Origin of the sequence: Paenibacillus graminis (assembly GCF_000758705.1) — a bacterium.
Classification (GTDB): domain Bacteria; phylum Bacillota; class Bacilli; order Paenibacillales; family Paenibacillaceae; genus Paenibacillus_AQ; species Paenibacillus_AQ graminis.
Genome location: NZ_CP009287.1, coordinates 5,182,550 through 5,206,155, shown reverse-complemented (window position 1 = coordinate 5,206,155; position 23,606 = coordinate 5,182,550). Strand labels below are relative to the sequence as shown.

The 23,606-nt window shown below is 40.8% G+C and carries 23 protein-coding genes; 6 read left to right on the top strand and 17 right to left on the bottom strand.

Annotation, left to right across the window (positions count from 1 at the left end; all coding sequences use genetic code 11):
• Positions 1-192 precede the first annotated feature (192 nt).
• Positions 193-942 carry an SDR family NAD(P)-dependent oxidoreductase gene (locus tag PGRAT_RS22410; protein WP_036705100.1) on the top strand — a complete coding sequence of 250 codons (750 nt, stop codon included), beginning with the start codon at positions 193-195 and terminating at the stop codon, positions 940-942.
• An 824-nt stretch (positions 943-1,766) separates the two neighbouring features.
• Here PGRAT_RS22410 and PGRAT_RS22405 read toward each other — a convergent pair.
• The gene (locus PGRAT_RS22405) at positions 1,767-2,303 is read right to left on the bottom strand and encodes an ImmA/IrrE family metallo-endopeptidase (protein ID WP_025705871.1); all 537 of its coding nucleotides are present in this window, start codon (positions 2,301-2,303) and stop codon (positions 1,767-1,769) included.
• Positions 2,293-2,640, bottom strand: coding sequence for a helix-turn-helix domain-containing protein (locus PGRAT_RS31800; RefSeq protein ID WP_025705870.1), 348 nt, complete (start codon positions 2,638-2,640; stop codon positions 2,293-2,295). Before PGRAT_RS31800 ends, PGRAT_RS22405 begins: the two co-directional genes overlap by 11 nt.
• Positions 2,641-2,930: 290 nt before the next feature.
• Here PGRAT_RS31800 and PGRAT_RS22395 point away from each other — a divergent pair, with 290 nt between their 5' ends.
• The 5 genes from PGRAT_RS22395 (at position 2,931) to PGRAT_RS22375 (ending at position 9,773) form a co-directional block, all read left to right on the top strand.
• Complete coding sequence (locus PGRAT_RS22395; RefSeq protein WP_025705869.1) at positions 2,931-4,352, top strand: 3'-5' exonuclease; 1,422 nt, start codon at positions 2,931-2,933, stop codon at positions 4,350-4,352.
• Entirely contained in the window at positions 4,349-5,026 is a 678-nt protein-coding gene (locus PGRAT_RS22390) for a DarT ssDNA thymidine ADP-ribosyltransferase family protein (RefSeq protein ID WP_025705868.1), read from the top strand. Before PGRAT_RS22395 ends, PGRAT_RS22390 begins: the two co-directional genes overlap by 4 nt.
• A 14-nt stretch (positions 5,027-5,040) precedes the next feature.
• Entirely contained in the window at positions 5,041-6,765 is a 1,725-nt protein-coding gene (locus PGRAT_RS31795; protein WP_025705867.1) for an ADP-ribosylglycohydrolase family protein, read from the top strand.
• Between the two features lie 262 nt (positions 6,766-7,027).
• On the top strand, positions 7,028-8,107 hold the full coding sequence (locus PGRAT_RS22380) for a dsDNA nuclease domain-containing protein (protein WP_051424732.1): 1,080 nt from the start codon (positions 7,028-7,030) through the stop codon (positions 8,105-8,107).
• On the top strand, positions 8,088-9,773 hold the full coding sequence (locus tag PGRAT_RS22375; RefSeq protein ID WP_025705865.1) for a hypothetical protein: 1,686 nt from the start codon (positions 8,088-8,090) through the stop codon (positions 9,771-9,773). The genes PGRAT_RS22380 and PGRAT_RS22375 overlap by 20 nt, the downstream gene beginning before the upstream one ends.
• Positions 9,774-9,915: 142 nt before the next feature.
• On the opposite strand, the gene PGRAT_RS34445 is transcribed toward PGRAT_RS22375, so the two are convergent.
• From PGRAT_RS34445 to cpaB, 15 genes are all read right to left on the bottom strand, one after another.
• Positions 9,916-10,932 (bottom strand): PIN domain-containing protein, encoded by a 1,017-nt coding sequence (locus PGRAT_RS34445; protein ID WP_025705864.1) that lies wholly within the window; start codon positions 10,930-10,932, stop codon positions 9,916-9,918.
• A gap of 96 nt (positions 10,933-11,028) precedes the next feature.
• On the bottom strand, positions 11,029-12,843 hold the full coding sequence (locus PGRAT_RS22365) for a VirB4 family type IV secretion system protein (RefSeq protein ID WP_025705863.1): 1,815 nt from the start codon (positions 12,841-12,843) through the stop codon (positions 11,029-11,031).
• A 13-nt stretch (positions 12,844-12,856) separates the two neighbouring features.
• A complete protein-coding gene (locus PGRAT_RS22360) occupies positions 12,857-13,678 on the bottom strand; it encodes a C39 family peptidase (protein ID WP_025705862.1) in 822 nt (273 codons plus the stop codon).
• A gap of 3 nt (positions 13,679-13,681) precedes the next feature.
• Entirely contained in the window at positions 13,682-14,353 is a 672-nt protein-coding gene (locus PGRAT_RS22355; protein ID WP_025705861.1) for a TraC-like domain-containing protein, read from the bottom strand.
• Between the two features lie 18 nt (positions 14,354-14,371).
• Positions 14,372-16,111 (bottom strand): DUF8193 domain-containing protein, encoded by a 1,740-nt coding sequence (locus PGRAT_RS22350; protein ID WP_025705860.1) that lies wholly within the window; start codon positions 16,109-16,111, stop codon positions 14,372-14,374.
• A gap of 68 nt (positions 16,112-16,179) precedes the next feature.
• Positions 16,180-16,770, bottom strand: a complete 591-nt coding sequence (locus PGRAT_RS31790) for a DUF6550 family protein (protein ID WP_025705859.1) — start codon at positions 16,768-16,770, stop codon at positions 16,180-16,182.
• Positions 16,771-16,897: 127 nt separating this feature from the next.
• Positions 16,898-17,440 carry a hypothetical protein gene (locus PGRAT_RS22340; RefSeq protein ID WP_036705099.1) on the bottom strand — a complete coding sequence of 181 codons (543 nt, stop codon included), beginning with the start codon at positions 17,438-17,440 and terminating at the stop codon, positions 16,898-16,900.
• The gene (locus PGRAT_RS22335; protein WP_025705857.1) at positions 17,437-17,829 is read right to left on the bottom strand and encodes a DUF4320 family protein; all 393 of its coding nucleotides are present in this window, start codon (positions 17,827-17,829) and stop codon (positions 17,437-17,439) included. The genes PGRAT_RS22340 and PGRAT_RS22335 overlap by 4 nt, the downstream gene beginning before the upstream one ends.
• A gap of 34 nt (positions 17,830-17,863) precedes the next feature.
• Positions 17,864-18,736 carry a hypothetical protein gene (locus tag PGRAT_RS22330; RefSeq protein WP_025705856.1) on the bottom strand — a complete coding sequence of 291 codons (873 nt, stop codon included), beginning with the start codon at positions 18,734-18,736 and terminating at the stop codon, positions 17,864-17,866.
• Between the two features lie 18 nt (positions 18,737-18,754).
• Positions 18,755-19,501, bottom strand: a complete 747-nt coding sequence (locus PGRAT_RS22325; RefSeq protein ID WP_025705855.1) for a JAB domain-containing protein — start codon at positions 19,499-19,501, stop codon at positions 18,755-18,757.
• Positions 19,501-19,710: a hypothetical protein gene (locus tag PGRAT_RS22320; protein WP_025705854.1), complete on the bottom strand. Its 210-nt coding sequence runs from the start codon at positions 19,708-19,710 to the stop codon at positions 19,501-19,503. Before PGRAT_RS22320 ends, PGRAT_RS22325 begins: the two co-directional genes overlap by 1 nt.
• Complete coding sequence (locus tag PGRAT_RS22315; RefSeq protein WP_025705853.1) at positions 19,707-20,642, bottom strand: type II secretion system F family protein; 936 nt, start codon at positions 20,640-20,642, stop codon at positions 19,707-19,709. Before PGRAT_RS22315 ends, PGRAT_RS22320 begins: the two co-directional genes overlap by 4 nt.
• Positions 20,639-21,979 carry a CpaF/VirB11 family protein gene (locus PGRAT_RS22310; protein ID WP_025705852.1) on the bottom strand — a complete coding sequence of 447 codons (1,341 nt, stop codon included), beginning with the start codon at positions 21,977-21,979 and terminating at the stop codon, positions 20,639-20,641. Before PGRAT_RS22310 ends, PGRAT_RS22315 begins: the two co-directional genes overlap by 4 nt.
• Entirely contained in the window at positions 21,976-22,827 is an 852-nt protein-coding gene (locus PGRAT_RS22305; protein ID WP_025705851.1) for a MinD/ParA family ATP-binding protein, read from the bottom strand. Before PGRAT_RS22305 ends, PGRAT_RS22310 begins: the two co-directional genes overlap by 4 nt.
• On the bottom strand, positions 22,820-23,581 hold the full coding sequence (gene cpaB / locus PGRAT_RS22300; protein ID WP_025705850.1) for a Flp pilus assembly protein CpaB: 762 nt from the start codon (positions 23,579-23,581) through the stop codon (positions 22,820-22,822). Before cpaB ends, PGRAT_RS22305 begins: the two co-directional genes overlap by 8 nt.
• Positions 23,582-23,606 lie beyond the last annotated feature (25 nt).

Genomic DNA, 23,606 nt, shown 5'->3' with positions numbered 1-23,606 from the left:
ATTTCATACAGCTACAAGTTCATTTTATATTCTTTATCATAACACACGTTACAGAATGCTGCCAATCCATCGGGCAGGTAAACACCATATAAAATAATGATTGTTATGTTATTGACAATCTGCACCGAATCAGATAATATCATTTATCATAACGGTCGTTACGATATTTTACGGATAAAAGGAGCAGATCATATGTCGACGAATGAAGGAAGATTCAGTGGTAAGGTTGCTTTGATTACAGGAGCAAGCCGCGGGATGGGGGCTGAAATAGCTAAAAAATTAGCTGCAGGCGGAGCGGAATTTATAGGCGTTCATTACGCAACGAATAGAGATGCGGCTTTGAAGGTTGTTGAAGAACTTAAGGCGCTGGGCACAAAGTCGGTAGCTCTGGAAGCAGAATTAAACACGGGTATTGCCGGTGTTAACATGCTTTGGTCCGCTTTTGAAGAGGCTGTCCGTTCAGAGATGGGTTCTGTGCAATTGGACATCCTGATCAATAACGCAGGGATTGCACCGGACATTCCTTTCGAAGAAACGTCGGTAGAAACGTTTGAAGATGTCATTAATGTTAACCTTAAAGCTCCTTACTTTCTTATTCAAGCAGCCAGCCCGTTTATACGGAATGATGGGCGGATCATTAACCTTTCAACGGGCTTTACTCGAGTGGCTGGTCCAACGCGTTCTATTTATGCGGCTTCCAAAGGAGCTATTGAGACACTTACCTTGGCCTTGGCTCCCCTTTTTGCAGCAAAAGGTATTACAGTTAATGCAGTAAGGCCGGGAGTTACGGCTACGGATATGAACAAGGATTGGCTCGCTGACCCGGCAGTTTACGCTGAAGCAGCTTCAATGTCTGCTTTTGGAAGAATTGGTGCCACTGAGGACGTTGCAGATATCGTTGTATTTCTATCCTCTGAGGAAGCGCGATGGATCACGGGGTAGTTCATTGATGCTACCGGTGGAAGCAGACTTTAAGAACAGTTAGAGGATCTGGAGCAGCGCCCGGATACTGGAAAAACCGTCAGGGAAACCCTTGACGGTTTTTGGCTTCTGGGAGTGTTTATTTGTCTCCTTTCCCGGAAAAGGTACCGGATATTGTCTAAATGAAATTAGTTTCAATAACCTCCATATGTATCAAGGAATCGGGCAAATAGTTGCAATAGCACCCTATACAGGAGGGTATAAGGTAAACTAAGAATGGCAGGCGGAATGACCAAGGTGTAGCGGAATCACACGGACAATACATCTCAGCGATTTATCGGCATATGCAGGTTTTGATCTTGGCCGAGTTGGCACCGTACAGAATCGGAAGCGGCCAGTGCTTATTGTATTTGGTCGTGTTAACGCAAATATTACGGCAAAGGATATAAGTTCTTGTCCTTTAGTGAATTGGTGCCAGAGAAATCCAAATGATTGCTGGCAATTTGGTATTTAGAGAGTATGTGAAAATAGTCCATATAACGCCAAAAAAACAGCACATAAGATTAAATTATGCGCTGTTTCGAGATAATCAATAGTGAGATATACTAGTTGCATTTGTCTAGGAAACTACTGAAATATGCGTATTTCATAGTATAAACAGATTATCTAGGGTGAAATTTTCAGTGGGCCTTTTTAAAACTAGTTCTGAATCTTATTTTGTCGAACTACGATGCTTTACAATTATTCAAAACAGGTTGCGCATCTGAAAGAATAGTACTTACAAAATAGTAACAGAGCAAGTCTTTAAATAGAGGGTTGATCCAAAGAGTTCAGTCCTTCTCTTATTAAAATGTATATCCTAGCCTTCCTAAACGAATGCATAATGCTTGAACACTTACCTTGAAGTCATTAGCTATTTTATCAAGTTCCTCTGATTCATGAAGAAAGTCAATTCCATTTTTTAAACGTTTCATAACTGTTTCTTTAACTAATTCTTCAGGCATGAGTAAGGCGGCAGCAAATAAATTAGCTTCAATTTCCTCAATATTAGCTCCTTTTGATGATTCTGAATCACGAAAATTAACTTGAAAACTACCTCCATCAACATAAATCGACTCACCATGATGCAATAAGAAATGTCCAATTTCATGAGCTATTGTAAAACGCCTACGATTTGGAAGATGTTTAGAATTAACTCCAATGACGTATTGCTCACTATCCTCATCGCGGTAAAGTAAGCCATCAATTTGTCCATCAAAAGATTCGTATTGTAATTCAATATTTAAGTGTTTCGGTATTACTTCTACTGGAATAGGTAATTTGTTTATGTTGAGTTTTTTTATTAAGTTATTTGCTAAAGCTTCAATTTCTTCATTTCTCATAACTATCATCACCAAGTTCTAATTTTTGTTTCGATTTAGTCAGAATAGAATCTAAAAAGTCAGCAGCATCTTTATCTAAATTTTTAAATTTAGGCAAAAGTGATTCGTTTGAAATAAGATCAGATTTTTCTGGAATTAATTCTTGGAGAGGTACCCCCAATGCTGTTGAGAATTCATATATCATATGAAACATGAATTTTTGACGACCACTTTCTATGTTGGTTATGGATGTTCTCTTGAGTCCAACAAGATCACCTAATTCTTGCTGAGTCAAACTTTTGCGTTCCCGAGCTTCACGTATACGCTTTCCAGTTTCTGTATACACATTGTTTTCCAAAGATATTCCCCCTAAAAAACTGAGGATATTGAAAGAAATATCCTTTTAATTAATATTAACCACCTTTAGAGGAATGTCAACGTAGCAAACATGTCGTAAGATAGAAAAATGTTGCTGACAGAAACATCTAAATTTATTGTTGCTGATATTGACGTATTTATAAAAAAATGCTATCTTAATAAAGAAAGTTTTACCAATTGGAGCCATGCTATTGACACCTTTGATTAACATACGAATTGTGGTTTTCAATTCAGATATAATAGAATATTAAAACGTAAGGGGTGTAAATCATGGCGCTTCCTCCAGCAGATGGTAAACAAAGAGAAGTTCTTGCTCTTCCCGTGGGCGGTCATACTGTGGTTTTAGGAACTGCAGGCGGCGGTAAAACATTAATGGCAATAAAGAGAGCTGCTTTCTTAGCAGAGCTATGTAGTAAAAATGAAAGGGTTTTATTAGTTACTTTTAATAAGGCGCTTGTCGCTTATTTTAAATCTATTTCTGATAATGAATTAAAGAAAGTAGATGTTAGAAACTACCACAAGTTTGCAATTGGTTACTTAAATAGTAGAAATCTTATGGGGTTCAATGTAATAGCACCTGCTTATGATAGGCATAGGTTTACTAAAACAGACCTAATTAAAAAAGCTCTTTCTGAATTAAAAAGTAGTGACCCTTCAATCACAACATTTCAACGTGACGTTAATGTCTTTATTGAGGAAATTAATTGGATACAAAAGATGGGGATTAGAACTCTGAATGAATATGAAGAAGTTGAAAGAGTTGGTAGAAGTGGAACTAGAATACTACGAAATAACAGAAAATACTTTTGGGCAGTTCTTGAACACTATATGGAATTAAGATCTAAGAAAGGATATAAATATGACCTTGAAGATTTAGCTTCATATGTTGAAGATGAGCTAGAGCAAGATACCTCAAATCGTTACTATAAACATATAGTTATAGATGAAGGTCAAGATTTCTCTCCAACAATGTTGCGTTCTTTAACGAAAGCGATACCTTCGGACGGGAGCATTATCTTTTTTGGGGATGTAGCACAGCAGATTTATGGTGGAAGGATCTCCTGGCGAAATGCAGGTTTTAAAATAAAAGATATTTGGTATTTTGAACAAAATTACCGTAATACTAAAGAAATTGCAGCTCTTGGGCTGGCGATTTCTAAGTCGAAATATTTTCAGGGCGTTGCTGATATGGTTGAGCCATCATCACCTAAAGCTGAAGGTGTTCTTCCGGCAGTAATTAAGTTTACTGATGAGAAGAAAGAGATCTTGTATCACATTGAAAGAGCGAAAAAGGAGTTTGCCACGCAGACTGTTGGTATATTAGTTCGGAGTCGAAAAGATGTTGATAATATTGTTGCCTTTTTGAGAATCGCTAGAGCGAATTATCAAGTTCTTCATGGAGATATGAATGGTTTTAGTTTAACCTCTGGTATCTCTGTTGGGACATATCACTCAGCAAAAGGTCTAGAATTTGATACTGTTATTTTGCCGTATTTTACAAAAGAGAAGCTTCCAGATTCTGAACGAATCATTGCTTTGGAAGATGAAGAAGAGGCAATGTCGGAAGAAGTAAAGTTAATATATGTAGCAGTAACAAGGGCGCGAAGAGGTCTCATCATTTCATACACAGGAGAACTTACGGAATTGTTACCAACAAATGAAAATGACTTATATCAGGAGTTTACAATATGACAACTTCTTTTCAAAAATTAATTCAAGAAAAAGGAATCACAAGGTTATGTCATTTTACCAAATCAAAGTCATTCCTTCATATAATGTCCAATGAAATTGGCATTAGAGCAAATAAATTTTTTGATAATGAGGAAGAACTGCTTAACAAGAATGATGAATTTCGATTTGATGGCAGAGAAGATTTCGTTTGTTGTTCAATCGAATATCCAAATTCTTGGTTCTTGAAAAAACTTATTGAACGAGATAAAGATAAGTTTTTTAGAGAATGGGTTATACTACTTATTAATCCCAATCTCATTTTGGATGAAACCACACACTTTTGTCAGGTTAATGCTGCCACTCAAAGTGGAGCTCTTATAGAGAAAGATGAAGCCGGATTTTCAAAGCTATTTGCACGAAACAGTCCATATTATAAATATCCGAGAAATTCTAGGATGCTCTCGTGTTGCCCTACCGATGGGCAAGCTGAGGTTCTAATATACAAAAATGTGCGGCGAAGTGATATCATTGGGGTTGTCGTACCTAATGAAAAACAAGCATTGGAAGAAAGAGCTCGTATTAATGTTGAACGTCAGGGGTGGGATATTCCCATCGTTGTAGCACCGGATTTATTTTCTAATCAATGGAGTAATATGGCAAGGCAAGGGATAAGAGTATCGGAAAAGCCTTTATGAAAGTGAGGGATACCATGAGTAATTTAGATTCTGTTATTTATGATAAATATTATGGCTCGTTTATTGGAGCGGTTGTGGGAGATTCTTTAGGATGGCCACAAGAAGATCGTAGTAATCGAATAGGTGGAGGGAATCTTCAACCATCGCACATCTTGAAGGAATGGAAAAGAAAAAGCGGAGGGAGATACCAACCTTACGAAGAAAGTATTCAAGCTGGTTCTTACAGCGACGATGGTCAGTTGCTTATTGCAACTGCGAGAAGCTTACGCTATGGAGACAACTGGTCTAGACACTTTACTAAAGTAGAATTACCAGCCTGGTTGCTTTATGAACGTGGAGGTGGCGGCGCAACAAAACGAGCTGCTGAAAAGCTAAGTAATGGTATTGTCCCCTGGAAATTAGATAAGCTGAAGGATGAAGAAGTTATTAGCTATTTTAATGCTGGTGGTAACGGCGTTACCATGAGAATACTCCCTCACGCTTTTCTTTCTCACGATAACTTAATTCGCATTTCTCAAGACGTTATTAAAAATGGGATTTCTACGCATGGTCATCCACGTGCATTATTAAGTGCAATTCTTTATGCGTATGCTGTCCATTATTTGAGTCATAAAAGCGATTCACTAAAATATGGTGAAGTTATATCATACCTTATTGATAATGTGAAAGCATGGAGTGAATTTCCTAAATTAAATAAAATGGACGAATGGTTTGAAGCAGCGCAATTTGCGACTAAATACAAATATCTTGATGTTTGGGCACAAACAACTAATGAATTGATAGATGGTTTAAGAATAATTCATAAGGCCTTAAAGTCGGGGATGATGGACAATACTCAGGAAACGCTCCTTATGTTAAATTGCTTTGATAAGCGCATTCGTGGTGCAGGTACAGTTGCTACTTTAGTATCATTGTATATGGCTTCAAAATATGCAACTAATCCATTAAATGGTTTAATAGAAACCGCATTTATGAGAAATGCGGATACTGATACTAATGCTTCTATGGTCGGTGGATTACTCGGTGCGATTCATGGATCAGATTGGATTATTAATGAATGGGGCGGTTTGCAGGACTTTGCCTACATACAAAAGTTGATAAATGGGCAAGGTGCTGTGGTTAATGAAGAATCTACGGTTAACTTTTGGAGTTCAAGAGAAAATGAAAGAATAAAAAAAGAACTATTACAAGTATCAATAGGAGAAACTTTTAAATTCGGTCCATTCGAAAAAGTCGAATTAAAAGAAAAAAAATCAAATAAAACATTTACTGATAGCATTAATGTATCTACTTATAAATTAATTTCTGACGAAGGACAATGCATCTATATTAAGAGTATCACAAAGAATTCTGCTAAGGTCCCAAAACAAAAGAATATTGTAAGTGATAAAAAAATAGAAAAAACTGGAGAAGTAGTTGATCAGGAGCAGTTTGATTTTAAATTTAATGATATTAAAAAAGTTGAGAAGCAATCGAAAAGTAATGTTAGTTCTAACCATGAATATTTTTTATCAACTAAACAGCTCATGGATATAACAAGATTGCTACCATCTAGAATGACAGCCAATAAAGCAATTCCGATTTTAATTGACTTATACACGGAAATTGAATTAAAAAAGAAAAAGCAAGAATCAGTTGGTGAATTTTTCACGAAAGAGGTAATTAATAAATTTAAATCAAAGATTGATGAAGAAGTATTAATCAAAATGGTAAACTATTTTTCTGAAAGTGAAAAATAATTATTTCGTTTAAGAAAATTAAATCCGAAAGTCAGAAGATTTTTTAAAGAAAAATAAAATGAGAACACCTACAAAGCCCTTAGCTATAGGGTAACTTGTAGGTGTTATTTTTAATCAAATTTAAGGTGGAACTAATATTGAAATAATATTATTTGAACTTCAAATAGTATAGAGTTTGAAGATATTTACATGTTAAAATAAGGAGCAAACTAATTGAAGCCTAATATCCTGTTAATTCATCGTTAGAATTGGAGGGAATGGATTGTCTTTGGCGAATTACATGAATTTACCATATGAACTTTCAGGTTCAATGTCGAAAAATAGATTTCGAAATGAAATGTTATGGGGCTTGAAAAAAGTTTTTGAAGTATATAAAACAGATAATGATTTTACTATCGTCTTTGATTATAAGTGTGATGTTGAATTCCATATGGCAAATGGTAAATTTGAGTTTTATCAATTAAAAACTCAAAAGGATAACGGGGCATATAAAATTAATAAGCTTATAAAGCCAAACAAATCCGGCGACTCAGTATTAGGAAAGTTATATTTGCTGAAATATGGTGTGGATGAGCAGGAGCAAGATGATGTTATTATTGCACTTGTGTCTAACGCTCCATTTTCAGATGGTGAGAAAGTACATACAGATACCGAAAGCTTAGATTTTTTAAGTATCTCTAATAAGGCATGTACTGAGATCAAGAAAGCTATTACAAATGAGTTGGCTAGGTCAGAAACGATAAATTTAAAAAATTCATATTTTATTCGAACAAGTATGGATTTAATAAATCCAGAAAGAACATTGATTGGAGAATTGTCTTTATTTTTTGAAGAAGTTTTTTATTCAGAAGCAAAAAAAATAAATTCTCTTTATAGACTATTATATGCAGAGATTTCGTCAAAAGCGTCATACGAATTAAGAATAGATGACTATAAGGAATTGTTAAAGAGAAAAGGGATTTCTAAAGACGAGCTAACATTGCTTTTTAGGAAATATTACGACAATACTGACACTGCAATAAGTAAGGCAAAGGATTATATATCAAATAAATTTACTGATAATTTTAAGATGAGAGTCGAAATGAACAAATCTTTAAATCAAGTATTAATTCAACTCCCTGGGAATAAAATCATGCAAAAATTCGAGCAAGAAATTGTACAGTTTATACATGGAAATCTTCAAAATCTTCCAAATGATGACTTTGAAATTGTGGAATTTGTTTCGAAATCAATGAATTTTGATGAAGTCCCGATAGAAATGAGTTTAAGCGATATGAAAATGCTTATCGTAGTTGTTCTGAAAAGATACGAGGAGGGCATGTATGAAAAGATTGGAAATTAATAGCTTATTTATATTTGAATATAAGAATAAGCTTGCTAAAAGAGTAGATTTTAGTAAAGGAATTAATGTCATTACTTCCGATAAAATGAACGGGAATGATGTGGGTAAATCCATCTTGATGAAAAGTATATATCATACACTTGGAGCAGACAGCAGGTTTGATAGTATGTGGAAAGCTGAAGATAAAACTTATCTAATAAACATTAGTGTAGATAAAAATGAATATTATATTTATAGAAATGCTAATTATTTCAAAATTTATTCTAATCATTTTGAAAAGCTTTTTACGACAATAAATCGAACAGAACTTTCATTATATTTAAGTGAAATTTTTGAATTTGGAGTGAAATTGCCCAATAGAAATGAAAGTCTTGAACTAACTCCTCCAGTATATAATTATTTGTTAAATTATGTAGATCAAGATCATATGAATGGTACGACTTTTTCCTCGTTTAAAAATTTAGGGCAATATACCGACTATAAAGAAAACGTCATCTATAACCACTTTGGAATCTTCAATGATGAATATTTCGAATTGTTGAAATCATTGGAGGATTTGAAGAAAGAATTCAAAAAAATGAATAATGAAAAAGTAATTATTGAGAATATGCTAATTAAGGTTAAAATTTATTTAAATGGTCTAGATGCTCCTAAAGACTTGCAATTACTCAATATCGAAATTGAAATGAAAAAAGATGAATACTCGAATATTGTAAATAAATTAAAGAAAATAAAGAATAGTTTAATAAATTTTAGAAATAGTAAAGTCGATATAGAAATGCAAATAAATGAGTTGAAAACAAAAAATTCAGAGCATATAAAACTTGCTAACAGAGTACATAATGTTTGCCCTGTATGTTCGAGTGAATTAGAAGAATTAGATGATATGGAGTTTAAAATTAAGCATAGTAGTAGGTTGGAAGATTTTTATATTATGAAAGATGAACTAGATCAGCTTCTAATTGAAGTGGAACGAAAGCTCGAATTAAAAGAAAATGAATATAAAAGCTTATTAGAGATGCTACATACTTATGAAAATAATTTGAAATTAAATGAAACTAACGTGTCTAATACTATAAAACACATGGGGTATCTAGAGACTCAAGAAAATTTGATTAGAGAACTTGGAGAAACTGAAAGTAAACTATTTAAGAATACAAAAGATGTTGAAGCAAATAATAAAAAGCTAAGAGAATATACTCAATTGAAAAAAAATGCCAACATATTATATGAAAGTTATATGAGTACAAGTAAAGCTACATTTGGGTTAGAGGAGATTGGAGAAGATAGGATAAAAAATGTAACTCAGAATTATGAGGCTAGAGGTAGTAATAGGGCGTTAGCAACAATTGTGTGGTATTTTAATTTGTTGAAAATTAAGTCTGAGTTAAATCCAAAAGCCATTAAATTCCCGTTAGTTCTTGATAGTCCTAATAATGTTGAATCAGATGATATAAAAGAGAATGCATTATTTGAATTTATTTTTAGTAATCTAGCTAATGAAACTCAGTTAATATTGTCCACATTAGGATTTTCCGTAAATGATTTTCCTGAAATAGAAATTGATAATGTCATCGAATTGAAAAACGAAAAGTATCATCTATTAAATACAACTGATTATGAGTCGAATGAAGGCATCTTAAAATTGATCTTTGAGAAAGAGTGAAATACATCAGATCCTTATAAAACAAAGCTCCTTGAATCAATTGGTTCAAGGGGCTTTGTTTTATAAACAACAGAGTGAGAATCTGATTACTATTATTAATGATGGTAGAATGATAACGCAGAGGTTTCTTTGGCAAAAGCCGCTAGAATGCAGAGATATAGGCCGCAAGTAGTTTTTGATATAAATCATCGTTAGCAGACGGATCAAATAAGTTAAGAGAAGAATCTCCAAATACAATGCAAGGATCAATTGATTCAAGTACGTATGATTTCAAGTCTTGGGGAACAAATAACCCCAGCGACTGTACAGATAAATTCTTGCACCGTTCTATAGCTCGATAGAAACGTGCCAAATCATAAGGCATTGCTGATCCGCACAAAAGTCTAATATCTGCCGCGATAAAGTTTTCTTGGATTCGAGGCTCACTTAACACACCGCAATCTAACACAATAACATTGTATTTCTGGTTCAACTCTTCAGTTATATAGAGATCATTACCCTCCAAGTTATATGCATTACCTAACTTTTCAGGTTCGAATAAATGAATAATATGAGCCAAATGGTGGTTTGCGTTTGCCTCTACATAACAGGCAGATCCCCCATGAGTGTTGATCCAACAAACTAAATTCATTGCAGTTATCGTAGTTCCGACACGTCGATCGGAGCCAGCAATGGCAACCCTTAAATTATTACATTTAAATTTATACTTTATTTGCTCAGGAATAAGTGAAGTGGGCTGCTCTTCTGGATTAACTTGAGGTGGTGCTGCGGATTTGAACCGCCGCATGCCATCATCTGAAAGGCACTCTTTCAATTCGATTTGGAGTTTTTTAATCTCAGTGGACGTCACAATTTCAGAAATACCGATTTGAAGCAATTGCTGAACCAGAGGGCTGCCAATAGACAACCCTTCAGCAATGATGATCACACGCATTCCATAAATCGTCTGATACGAAAGAAGCGCTTGAATCAATTCCTCGTCAGATTCATTAATTGCTATCCGATCCAATACGACGAAGCGCGCATGAGAGAAATTCCTCATGTCTTTTACGACGAAGGACAGCAGACTAAAACTTCCGGTTAGCTTCTTAATGGGAAACTCCTGCTCCAAAAAGTCTAGTAAATTCACACGAGCTTCACTGGTTAGATATAAGATCATACGTTACCCCTCATTTCAGCAGTAAGAGAATGACTCCAACGATTACCAGACCGATGTAAAAGAATAGTTCAATAATCTGTTTGTTCTTACTCATCGTTAACGTCCTCCAGCGGATCCCATATAAGAAAACTTATAATCGGGAATCTCAAAATGGGCATGGATACGCTTGGAGCCAATCATAAGCAGAGCATGTTCGCGCTTCTTGCTCGCCAATAATTCTTCTTCTGCATCCGTCAGATTGTACAGTTCTTTAGTGTCCTGAAGATTCTTGCCATCAGTCCCCATCAATATTTTAATACAAGGAATGTCCAATAGAGCTTGTCCGTACATCTTGATTTCTGGAGCAAGAAAATCAACAACGCTGTGCGAAACGATGGCTAATGCAGCTTCATATTTACGAGCGCGCTTTTCAACGTTGCGAAGAAATACCAAACTTTGCGGAACCTTCGGGTCGATCATCAAATAAGTTTCGTCGCAAATCAACAGGACTCGCTCCGTTCGATCCTGCGACATCTGCTCCCAGCACCAGGAAAGAAGATTGAAATATTGAGTTCTCTTAATATTTTCACTGGTGTTTTGGAGGGAATGTGTATCCAAACAAATGCAGCGGCTACGGGTTTGAATGGTGCTGTGACCATTCCAGAGGAATGAGTCTCCGCCATTCGCGATGTCAAAGAGTAGGAGTACTAACTCTTTGTAAATCTGATCGCCTAAAGCTTGCTCTTTCAATTGAAGGAGAGTGTACAAATCGCTGAAGGTAGGGAAATCGGTGCTGTGAAGCGTAGTAATATTGGTTGTCCAGGTGATGTTAAATTGGTTATAGAGTTCGATTAGGCATTGCTTGAGCACAGCGAGCTGCATCATGTTCAAATCGGGAAGGTACAAATTGAAGAAAATCTCCAAGTTTTTAAGATGCAGAGCCATGTCGGACATACCGTTTCCTTCATCTTTGTAGAGGGGGTATTCTTCACCATCCTCATCCCGCGGAGCTGGCCGGATCTGTAGCGGATTAATTTTGCCTAGGGAGCCGCCCCCAGCATTAATCCAGTCCCCGCCTAGCTGCTGACAAAGCTCCTTGTACTCCGATTCCGGATCGATAAAGATGATCTTGGTGCCTTTCATATATTCGCTTAGTGCAACGTGTTTTACAGCAGTGGACTTACCAACTCCAGCTACACCCATAACGACAATGTTAGAATTAGTGCGATCGCCACCGCGTTTCCAGGGATCGATGATAATGAGGCCACCACTGGAGTCTTTAGCCAGATAATAGCCGGTGCCATCATTAAACCCGCTACTGGCGAACGGAAATCCCCCAACGAAGGTGCTCATGGGCATGATTTTGTTCAAGATGTTTTCAATGGTTTCCTGCGCTGGATACATGGGGGATAGCTGCTGCAAACTCTCTTTCTGTAAGTGGGCTAGAGTACGAATCTTACAGCGCATTAGGCTGAAGGTATTCTCAACTCGCCGGCAGGTCCGTGCAAATAGCTTGTCATCATTAGTAAAGGGCATGACCAGTACATTCATGAGCCCGACGGTTTCTCCGTTTTGGTCAATTTGAAGCATGATGCTTTCTCCATCTATTGCAGCTTTTTCCGCTCGTTGCCGGGTTAGTGCGTCTTTGGCGTTATCCGCTGTGCTGCGGTTTTGAGTAATGGATTTGGAAATAGATGAGATGAGTGCACTATTGTCGATGGGTTGAAATCCAATGGAAACCATGGTGGAAGGTAAATTAGTGAGAGCGGATAGCCAACCTACATTAGCCTTTGGTGGGTATTGAATGACACCGTACAGCTTCGCAGCTTGCTCTCCAATGATCAAGCTATTACGCGAAAACTCCAACCCCATAGGTGTTATTACATTAAGTAGCGAACTGTTCACGCCCGCATCTTTTTGTTCATGCCGCATTTGCTGTCCTCCTTCAACCGATAATCCAGAACGGGCCACCTGCGGAAGCGTTCTTCCGGGCTTCATTCAAGATGATCGAGAAATCCCATGCTTGTTGGCTACGTTTACGGCTGGCTGGATCAGCAACCAATATTTTTCCATCTGAGGTGACACCTCGCAGCACCATGAAATGACCCGATGATGTAAAGTGACCTTTGCTCATAATGGCGACTACAAGCTTTCCTTGAGCTAAGGCATCTATGACCTTTTGTGCTTCGTTGATAGAGGAACCAGTTACATTTAGGCCAAAATGTTTGGCACCATCGGGAATCAAACTATGATAGCTGCCAACTCCTTCAGCCAAGTAGCCATGTTCGTAAGCCCATTTCGACATCGTCACGGGATCGACGGTGTTCCCCGTCAAAGTAGAAACTACGATAGACAATGAAGTCGGCCCGCAGCCAGCAACGCCAATGGTGTCAAGAGGACCATAGGGCAGATTCGCCCAGCGTGTATCGAGTTGATTGAAGTAAACAACTTCCTGGCTTCCATCTTGAAAAGTGACGTCTTCATATTGCTGTCCAAGGCTTTCTACATATCCATCGTCAGAGGCCTGAAGTGCTTGAGTGAAGCCGTAGTCCACTCTTAGTTCATCAACCACCGGAGTTTCTTTCGTGTTCAGCATGAGTTTGAGTGACTCAATAGGTGAGGTGAGAATCTGGAGTACCAAAGATACGAGAAGTAGAAAGGCAATGATGGGAGTGACGATGAGCAGGACTATTCGTTTACGCGATTCTTTATCGGCCGCAATTCTTGCCGAAAGTTTAAGTAATAGTTTAGCTGTAACCGGATCCAAAGTTTAAACCTCCTTTAACACTGGAATGTTCGCGCTGAAGATTGAGTCTTCTAAATGAATGAAAGAAGGATTGTTGACTAAATTGCACAGTTGAACAATTTCATGCTGCTTTAATACATGAGCTTGTACTTGTCCATCTTCAAAATGCTGAACAAGCCGTTTAGCTTTCTCCAATAAATCCCGTTCTCCGTTTTCTTGCTGCTGCCATAGAATCAAATAAAATTGCCGTTCCACCACTTCTCCGGACAAAGCCAAGGTGTTCATTTCTGCAATTTCTTGCCGCAAAAGCTCTTTTTGTTTGGAGTCTGCAGTGGGGATTGCCGTGACAAGTTCAGAAATAAGTGGAGAAATATCTACTGGGCGGCTAACCGCCAAGAACTTGAAGGGAAAGCGGATGGAGGATAATTCGGCTGTTAGTTTATTGATAAGGAGCTTTTTCTCAGAGCTACTGAGTAAATCTAGGCTGATAGGGAAAATGCGAAGATAGCAGAGCAGCCAACCATCTTGGGTATACAGAAAGTTTTCTCGGATATCTTGGACGTTTACGAATTGCTGGGCTGTCTGCTCGCTTGATTTGAGGGGAGTTTTGGAGCCAGGCTTGTTTGTTTTTAAGTAAAATAAAACAGCTCCTCCACCGATTAGGCAGAGGAGCAGCATGACGATAGGAAGCAGCATTGGAGCGGCACCATCTTTCTATTTAGGATTCTCCGGGGCAACATGCCAATCCGAGAACAAATTTCCGGAGATGGTGATGGATTTTTGCAGTTGGATCGTAAGCATTCCTTCGGGCGTCCATGCGTCCAGAATTCGAGTGATCGGCGTATAGGACCCGTTAGGGAACCAGATGGGGGTAAAATGTACGCGGCTTTGATAAGTGGAATATTCGTTAGGCTTAAGCCAAAAGCTTGTGCTATATCCTGAGGATTTTATATCATGCAACCGCCAGTAGTTTTGATAAGCAAATTCGGGGAAATAGGAAACGGCATGTTGTGCTCTTGTAATGTGGCTGCTTGGAGCATTAGAAGATAGAGCGGTAGTAGTGTTGATTTCAATTCCGTATCCTGATTTCATTTGATTCGATAAGAGATAAGGGGACTTTGGATCAGGTAGGAGGGATTGAGTTGCGGAGAAGGTGGCCATATAGCTTGTGCGTGTATAATCCCACCATCCATCGTCCCGCCAATGCCCATTATCTTGCCAGTAGCCAGTGTCTTTTCCCGTGGTGTACCATTGCCAATTGGATATCCATACCCAATACTCATGCCAGCTGGCGGACCACACACCCCAAGATGCTGATGTTCGATTGGAGTAAGATGGAACACTGGGTAGAACATAGCTGGTATTTAGATCGGTTGCTTTGGGGTCAGGTGGTGGATTTTGATTTATATCGACAATGGAGGCTGTAATTGTACTTTCGCTAAGCCAGCCATTAGAGGATGTAATATGAATGGTAGCGGTTTGCGCTTTACTTGGGGTTCTCCATTTTACCCAAACGACCTGGCTATCCCCATCTGGAATAACGATATTTGTTACTGTGTAACAGCTGCCCATAATATAGAAAGTAACACTGGCAGGGGCTTTGGGGGTAATCTGAGTGCTTGTGGAAAGGTGTACGGAAGTGATGACATCAGTGTCAGTGCGGTACTGTAAGCTGTTTTCGGTGGGAGGGGGAATGGTTGGAGCGTCTTTAAAGCGTACTATCCCGAGTCCAAGAGAACTGATGATTTGATCGTTGCTCACGCGACTGTCCGTAGGACCGTCCCAGGCTGGGAAGCCAAGATCTGGTGTTTCCAAAAACAAAGATAGAGGAAGATTCTGGTGGGTTAGGCTGACCATCTTTGAGCGTAGACCACCACTAAGGATTTGATCGTACAAGGCAGCTTCATGTGCAGTCATGGCCATTTGTACACCTTGAAAGGTGATGTAGGCAATCGGTTCAATGAGCAGTTTATAGTTACCATTAGTCAGAGTGTCGTAATCGACATGACTGGCTTCTGCTATATATTGAACAACCAGTTCGTCTGTAAAATAACTTTTAGTTTCTTCAATGCTGGTCTGCCCGCTTTTCGACTTAATAATGAAGGGAAGCTCTTTCTGGGGGTGAACATAGGTATACACACCGGTGTTTGGTGTTAAATACGCTCCGTGAGTATACTGTAATTTGCTGACTTTACCAAAATGCAGAATTGCATTCGGCGGTGTTCGATTTGTGAGATCAACTGGTGGAGCGACAGTGGTTTGGTCACTGTCTCGAATGATTGTTACTCGCACTCCTTCATCATGAGTATTCCAAAAACTCTGGTCACTGCCGCTGCCCATGCCTCCTCCGCCATGATCAATGTTGCCATCTCCTGTTCCGTCAGCGTAACCGGAGTATGGAAACACGCACAGAAGAACTGCGATGATGAGGAGAACTGATTTTATTTTTTTCAAAGAATAAACCTCCTCCAAAATAAAAAGAGCGTAGCAGATTGCTACGCTCCAATTAATGTGTGTAGTGTTTAGTCCATCGAGCCAACTTTGTTGCCGGTTAGTTCATCGCCTTCACTGCCTACGCTTGTTCCTTGACTCCCACCGCCTTGATCCCTGACCCAACCAAACCCAGGAACATAAACTTGCCCTTTGTCGTTCTTATCTCCTGCTCTAGGAGTAGTTGCCGTTTCCTTATTTGGTTCAGTTTGCTTCTCGTCATACTTAGGTGGGGTCGCAGAGGACTTTACTTTTTCAGGCTCCTTAACTTTTGGTTTTGGTGGTTCTGTGGGTTTAGAGGTTATTTTAGGCTGGGAGATAGGGACTTCAACCTTGGTTGCTTCTTTTTCAGGCTGGAGGATAGGGGCTTCAGAAGGCGAAGGTTGGGGGCTGATTTCGGGTACAGCAACTTGTGATGAACTTGGTTGTTCCGAAGAGATGACGAGGGCCTTTGTTACGTCGGGTGCTTTTATTGCAGGAGAGGGTGAAGCAACGGAAACCTTATTACTAAGAGTAGCTACATTCTTATTATCATCTGGATGGGAAGAGTCACTCCACAAGTATACTCCGATGGCTACAATGACCAGGCCACTGGCTATCAATAAAATTCTTTTCTTCTTCAAAATTCTACATCTCCTTTATAAAAAAGATTAATTTGGAGTGGGAGATACTATCTCTATATTACTGTATAAAAATGTAAATTCCAATAGAAACAGCGTAACGTTTTTTGTTTTTTTATGAAATAATGCTTTACTTACTGAACTTAGGGCGGTAAACGGCTTGAATCGGCAAGTCTGCTTTCATAGAGGGCAAATGCCCCCAGCCAAAAGAAAGTGGTACTTCCAGGTGAATAACGGCCTGTACAGTGAATTGCTGGATGCTCTCAGTGGAGGAGGGAGCAAAGATTGGGTTTTGTATTGTGACCTTTAGATCGGAAATAGTGTATTCAACCTCTCCCCCTGTCCGCTTTACATATTGATTTCCTTCTTGGACTAATCCTAGAGTTTTTACAAGCCGAGTGTAGATGTCACCTGTAGAAACCTTTATTGCCCATCCACCCGAGGAACGAATGTATCCTCCTGAGTAGCTTTGTCGAAGACTTGGATAGACATTGCTGTAGTTTTCTATTGCAACGGAAATAATGGCACTTTGAACTGCATCGCGTACTCCGGAGGCTATAATGCTGAGTCTTAAAAATTCGTACACAGCGCAAGAGAGAAGCAACACGGCTAATACAATAGCTACAATTAGGGGGAATCCGCTACCAGACCGATTTTTCAGAAGGATCTTCATTTCCAGTACACCTCGCTTTTGCCGGGGCCTTTCGCCGTGAGCTCAATTGGAAAGGAACCAAAATCGCCGAACAACCCGATATTAACAGTGGTATTCAGCGTCACCGTGAACTCCTGATTGATCTGAATCTGCCCGGTTTTGCTCCAGGAGATCGTAGGGTGCAGCCCCGTTTGCGCCTGTAGTTCTGCGGCTCGCTGCGTAGTTTCCTGTCCGACTCTACCTGAAATCTCAGCCTCGCGCGCTAACTCTGCCGCAAAAGTATCTAATTGATATTTTGTTACAAAGACGGGGATAACTTTTACCACCAGCGCCACACAAAGCATGACGGCCATGACCAATACGACAACATCCACATATCCCTCGCCACGTTTATTGATGAGGTGCTTCATAGCCAGCTTCCTTTCTCATAAGGTGAGCGTATGACTAAAAAAGAGTGCCGACAGTCCTCATAATTTCCATGCTCAAAATGACTACATACATCAACATGAAGCAGACCAGCATCCAAAGAGAATATTTTCGGATTTTCCCAGGTCGTTTCATGGCTGTGAGTTTAAGGCGTTGGATTTCCATGAGTTTGAAATCATGGGCAAGCATATCGAAGTAAACTGAACCTTGATCACCGCGCATAACGGCAAGTAACCCGCGCACTACATCAGACAGCATGGAGCTTCCCAATCGTGCCTCCAGCCGTAAAAGAGCTGTTTCCTGATTGCCACTCTTCATGTCTGCTACGGTCATATTCAGTTCGTGTTCTAAGCTACCGCCAGCATGTTTACTGTAAACCTCCAGTAAGCGGAGTACATCGCGGGATGCCTTAAGCTCCTGGGCAATGGTGGCAACAAAACGGGGAAGCTCCACTTCGATTTGCTCCCGTTTCTTGCGCACGACTTCGTCTGCCTGCCGCGATTCCTTGAAAAAAACAGCAATTGCGAGAAACATAAATACTGGAAACAACAGTGGAAGCAGTGGAAGAATGAAGAATCCTGCACAGAAGATTAATCCAGCCTTTACAATTGCCCCGGCTAAATAAGCCTCAGGGGTGAGTGATATCCCCGCTGAACGCAAGGTCGCCGCCGTTTTTCGCTTGTAGTAATCGCTGAGTTTTAACTTGCCGGCTAGCCAAGTAGATAAACGAAAAATGACGCTTTGCAAAATGGAGTCTTTAGCTTTCCCAATTCTGGCAACCAGAAGAGTTGCGCGAGTAGAAGCTAAAGTGGGGAGTTTTATCCATTCTGCGACAATAAAATAAGATCCAACTGCCATAAGGAATTGGAAACCAATCAGTATACAGGTCATAAGTGTGAGGTGCCTCCTTTATCTCTCCCATTCATCATCAGTTTGTTTTTCCAACGCAGAAGAAGGAAGGAACTCGATAGAATAGGGAGTATTTATTTCCCGAGCCTGATGCCTTTGACTACTATAACTCGGTGTACTTTCTGCAACACGCGGCATTTGTCCAAGATTGGCAAGCGAGGCGAAGGTTGTTCCTGCAATGATAATATGATCAAGAACCTGGATATGAAGGGGAGAGAAAATCGAGACTAGATTCTTGGTAAGCATGATATCTTCGGGTGAAGGTGTGGAAATTCCACTTGGATGATTATGGGCCAGAATGATCGAAGAACAGTCAGCATTCAAAGCAGCCTTCAGGATGTTCCGGGGATAGACTTGTGCTTCGCTTACACTTCCTTCAGAAATCACCTTTGTTTCTATGATTTGATTTTTGCGGTCCAAAAAAGCAACCATAAAACGCTCCCGATCTTTTATGCCGGCCAGATGGATGGAGAAATAGCGATTTGCTATTTCAGGTGACGAGATCACTTGTTTGGCGTTTTCTTCTTCCCACTGCAAAAAACGATGAGAACGAAGGAAAGCGTTCAGTAGCTCAACCTTGCGAATTTGCGCGCTTGTTAATTCCAAAGAGTACGGATGCTCCAAAGCGTTCAGCAAGTTGTTTGCAGATCCATATTGCTGTAATTTATCAAGCGGAATGCCGGTCAAACGTGAGAGCGATTGGATGTAATCCGTAATTAATTGATCATCCAATGGATTTAAGGCCATCAGGTAGGCTCCTTTAGGTTCTTCAATACCTCGCTGACAAAATGCAAATTGGTATAAAGCTCATCAGAGAATTCCCACTCTTTCAGCCGCACCCAGAATTCGCTCGTCCCATGCTGATCGAGTAGGTGAGCAATCTCCTCCTGCTCCTGAGGAGTTGTCTCCAGCAATTCACCCAACCAATAGGCAGTTTCAATAGCTCCGTCCTTCATCGCTTATACTCCAAAGGCCTTGTTAACCGGATGACTGCCGCAAACCCAATAAAGAGAGTCACGCCACAAAGAGCCAGCACCATTTGTCCCGGCAAGCTATCAGTTAGGCTGTGGAACCAATCCCGATTGAGAAAGTAGAGCAAAGGGATGTTTCCCAGCATGAGCAGCGCCATCGTTATAAATTCTTTCAATGGTTCGTACAGTTGATAATCTAGCTCAGCAGAAACCACGCGCATATCCGAAAGCTTGGCGACAATTGGCATTAGCGTGGACTTGAGTGTGCGATCATCCTGGCAAGCGATCAGCGCAGTGCACCACTCCTGAAAGACGCTGTCATTAATTCGGTCCTGCAGCTGAAGAAGCGCTAAGCGCAAATTGGAGTGGATCAGTTTGGATTCGGCTAGGAATGCCTGAAAGACATCGGATACCGGCGGATTAAGGTACGGCACATTCTCTTCGACCGCTGCCAGTATGTTCTCACTACGCAGATATGAGGTAGTGATAATAGAGAGGGAGGTTTCTAGCTCAGCGTGAAGCCGTTTCTTATAGAAGGTGGAGGTGAAGATGACCATCCATACAGGACAGAGGGCGAGCCCTCCAGCTAGTACCGGGGCCAGCCAGCCGTTGTGAAGCATCATTCCCAGTATGGCCCCCAGAATAGCTAAGGCCAAAGAGCTTGCGGCCATAAGTCCAATTTTATTTACTTGCCCGGTTTGCTGAAGAATAGCCTTCGCTTCTTGGATAGCAGCGCGCCACCCTTTGAGTTTTTTTGGGTGTTGAGCCAATCGGACGCGTTTACCGAGGGAAAGCTGTCGTGAGGATAAATGTGTGAGGGTGTGCGATAATTCCTCTCTTAACACCCGCGGAGATAGATCCAGTAGCAATAGGCAGCCAGCAGATAAAACGACGAAGGAAACTAAAAACAAAATCATGCTGCTCCTCCTTCCAGAAGTGTGGTAAGCCGAGACAATGGCATTCCGTTTTCTAAAAGCCTCTTTTGCAGTTCAGGAGAAATATCACGGACCTTTTCATATCCGCCCTCCACCACAATTTTTCCGCTAATTTCCCTGATGGAATGAACGGCATAGCGAAATAGGGGAGCGATTTCCCGTTGCCCATTTGGCAGGATGCGGCATTCTGTAATCTCCATGATCCGCCGAGAATTATCTTCCAGCTTCTTGACGAATAACACCAGCGGAAACGCCTCTGTCACCAAGTTGTACAGCGTAGCGTCGTTCATTTCGTACTTCTGGGTGCAAAGTGTGACCATGCGGTAATAGGTGGTTAAACAAGAATTAGCATGGGTAGTCGTAATGACGGTATGCCCAGTTCGGGCTGCTTCCTGAGCAGCGAACGCCTCGGCTGATTTCATTTCGCCCACACAAATCACATCCGGATTGGCAGTTAAGGCAAACTCCAGCAGTCTTTCCTGGTCAATATGCTGCCGTGGATCTTCGCTAGACCGGGTTACAGTGTGTACAACATTATTGAGGACCAGTCCGTGTTCATCCTGGACGACTAAATCAAATTCACGAGTCTCATTTTCAATCGTGAATATCCGCTTTTCAAAGGGGATGGTGGAGAGAAGCCAGCTCATCAAAGTGGTTTTGCCGCTGCCTGTAGCGCCTGTCACACACATAGACAAGCCGTAACGCAAGCAAAGACTTAGAAAATCGAGCATTTCGGCAGTCGCCGTGCCATTGACGACGAAATCTTCCCGGGCTAGCTTCTGTGGATTAATGATCCGAATTGAGGCGGCAATGCCTTTTTCTTTATCCGTAATCGGTGGTCCGAATACCGTGATACGGATGTTATTGGCAAGATGTCCGCGTACTATCGGTTGTGAATAATCTAAAATCATTCCAGATTGATGCAGCAGCCGCCGGACGATATCAATAGCATGTTCTGGCGATGAGAACTGTTCCTCAGCCGGAATAATTCGGCCATCCGTGTAGCTGATTTTGACATCGTTATAGCCATTGATGTTGATCTCTTCAACGTCTTTAGAGTACAGGTAGCGGGTGAGGAAGGAGTACTCAACCATTTCGGCATACAGACGGTTGACCAGCTCATCAAAGGATAGTCCTGGCACGTGTAGGCGATGGTCGGTTAGATATTGACTCATATAGGCGATAAGCTGCTGTTTCTGCTCTTCGGGTTTTCGGCTAATCAACGTTGCGTATTTTCCGGAAAGATAGCTCTGAACCTCTTGCAGCACATCGGTAAACGATTTGGACTCGGTAGAGAAAAAATGAGCAGCATGGTTCAAGAACGGTCACCTCGTTTCATTCGCGAGAAACGATTCAATGTGTTTTTGAAATAGGAAAGAGGGTGGCTGGAAGAATCTGTTCGTTTAGGCGGAGTGGCTGCTGATTTGGCCGGCAATAGGTGGTCGATTAATGAATGAATGCCTTGGAGGTAGGCAGCGGCCTCTTTGCCAGAACAATCCTCCAATAATTGAGCCGTAGCTACTTGCTGTTCAATCTGCAGAAGGTAGGGCAGTGTTATGTCGATACCACCAAAGATCTGAGTGTATTCGTTGCTGTCCTGCTCGGGTTTTACCTTAGATAACACCGGAACAACACTGGAGCGGCGAAAGCGATGGTCGGTCAAAAGTGGCAAATAGGAAGCGAAAAACATCAGGCTCTTTAGATCACAACTGTGGATGCGTACCACATGATCGGCCAACTCCAGCGCAATAACGGATAAAAGATCGGCTGAAAGATAACTCGAGCAATCGACAATGACCACATCTGCCATATGACGAGCAAGGGTTAGCAAATCTACGGCACGCTCACGGCTGTAGGTTGCATAGCTGAAGGAGCTATCTCCTTTTTTGTATCCCAGAAGTGCTATATGCGGAGAGACATCAAGCGGTAAAGCATAGTGTAAAATATCGTCCTGGCTTAAAGCTGGCAAGCTCAGTAGTTCTCCCAGAGAAGCATGATTGGCGCTACCCTTTGGCGCAATCGTGCCCGCAGAGGGGCAAAGCGCATCACTGCAAAGCAAAAGCACGTTCTGTTTTCGATTGGCAAAGGCTTGAGCCAGCTTTACTGCTGTCACCGTCTTTCCGCTGCTTGGGCTGCCCCATACGGCAATCAATGTTTTGTCATTCATGACCGCTCTCCTCCTTCGGAGCAGAACTTGCTGCGAAATAAGCATCCTGTTTATCAGTGAAAATTTTGGCAGTAGCTGCATCTCCGCGGTAGACCAAAGCTACATGAAGTTTGCTCTTGTTTTCCAGGTCGGCCAAGAGGGATGCTTGCTGCGGAAGAACTAACAACGTTAAGGTTGACGGCAGTTCTTGTTCTTCTCCATCCGAATTCGTTGATGCATTCTCAGGTGATTGGGCCTCAGCACCACTGCTCGTTGTAACTCCCAGTACCTCTACATATTGCAATTCCGGCGGGGCAGTCGTGGTACGCAGTTCACCATAGTCGGAAGCAATCAGAGTTACAATGTCACCGGATTGCAGTTTTCCGGATAAACCAGCAGCTAAGCTTTTGATCGAAATCGAAATGGCTTGTTTGGTTCCACTCAAGCGGCTTACATAGGCGTCCAGCAGCACCGTAGACAGTTTCCCAGGAAGAAGATAATCCCCTTTGAGCATATCGACAGTTGCGTAATGGCCGATTACATTGTCCGGTGACGACAGTACATCGGCCGGTAAATGATATGCCCCAACTTGTACCGTCTCTATATCGTCCGAGGCAATTGCGGTTCCTTTGGTCACGTTCTTAACCAAACGGACAATACTGGTTTGTTCACTGCTTTTTTGGTTTAACAGAGGAGCAATCCCCAATGTTAAAATGAGCGAGAGGATAATACAAAGAAAGCCTACAGTCGAACGTTTTCGAAAAAGGTTTTTCAATTGAGTGACCTCCTAGAAATGAACA

Excerpts from the sequence above, each read along its gene's own strand:
- PGRAT_RS22410 (WP_036705100.1), top strand. The coding sequence starts at position 193 with ATGTCGACGAATGAAGGAAGATTCAGTGGTAAGGTTGCTTTGATTACA.
- PGRAT_RS22405 (WP_025705871.1), bottom strand. The coding sequence starts at position 2,303 with ATGAGAAATGAAGAAATTGAAGCTTTAGCAAATAACTTAATAAAAAAA.
- PGRAT_RS22395 (WP_025705869.1), top strand. The coding sequence starts at position 2,931 with ATGGCGCTTCCTCCAGCAGATGGTAAACAAAGAGAAGTTCTTGCTCTT.
- PGRAT_RS22390 (WP_025705868.1), top strand. The coding sequence starts at position 4,349 with ATGACAACTTCTTTTCAAAAATTAATTCAAGAAAAAGGAATCACAAGG.
- PGRAT_RS31795 (WP_025705867.1), top strand. The coding sequence starts at position 5,041 with ATGAGTAATTTAGATTCTGTTATTTATGATAAATATTATGGCTCGTTT.
- PGRAT_RS22375 (WP_025705865.1), top strand. The coding sequence starts at position 8,088 with ATGAAAAGATTGGAAATTAATAGCTTATTTATATTTGAATATAAGAAT.
- PGRAT_RS34445 (WP_025705864.1), bottom strand. The coding sequence starts at position 10,932 with ATGATCTTATATCTAACCAGTGAAGCTCGTGTGAATTTACTAGACTTT.
- PGRAT_RS22365 (WP_025705863.1), bottom strand. The coding sequence starts at position 12,843 with ATGCGGCATGAACAAAAAGATGCGGGCGTGAACAGTTCGCTACTTAAT.
- PGRAT_RS22355 (WP_025705861.1), bottom strand. The coding sequence starts at position 14,353 with ATGCTGCTTCCTATCGTCATGCTGCTCCTCTGCCTAATCGGTGGAGGA.
- PGRAT_RS22340 (WP_036705099.1), bottom strand. The coding sequence starts at position 17,440 with ATGAAGATCCTTCTGAAAAATCGGTCTGGTAGCGGATTCCCCCTAATT.
- PGRAT_RS22335 (WP_025705857.1), bottom strand. The coding sequence starts at position 17,829 with ATGAAGCACCTCATCAATAAACGTGGCGAGGGATATGTGGATGTTGTC.
- PGRAT_RS22330 (WP_025705856.1), bottom strand. The coding sequence starts at position 18,736 with ATGACCTGTATACTGATTGGTTTCCAATTCCTTATGGCAGTTGGATCT.
- PGRAT_RS22325 (WP_025705855.1), bottom strand. The coding sequence starts at position 19,501 with ATGGCCTTAAATCCATTGGATGATCAATTAATTACGGATTACATCCAA.
- PGRAT_RS22320 (WP_025705854.1), bottom strand. The coding sequence starts at position 19,710 with ATGAAGGACGGAGCTATTGAAACTGCCTATTGGTTGGGTGAATTGCTG.
- PGRAT_RS22315 (WP_025705853.1), bottom strand. The coding sequence starts at position 20,642 with ATGATTTTGTTTTTAGTTTCCTTCGTCGTTTTATCTGCTGGCTGCCTA.
- PGRAT_RS22305 (WP_025705851.1), bottom strand. The coding sequence starts at position 22,827 with ATGAATGACAAAACATTGATTGCCGTATGGGGCAGCCCAAGCAGCGGA.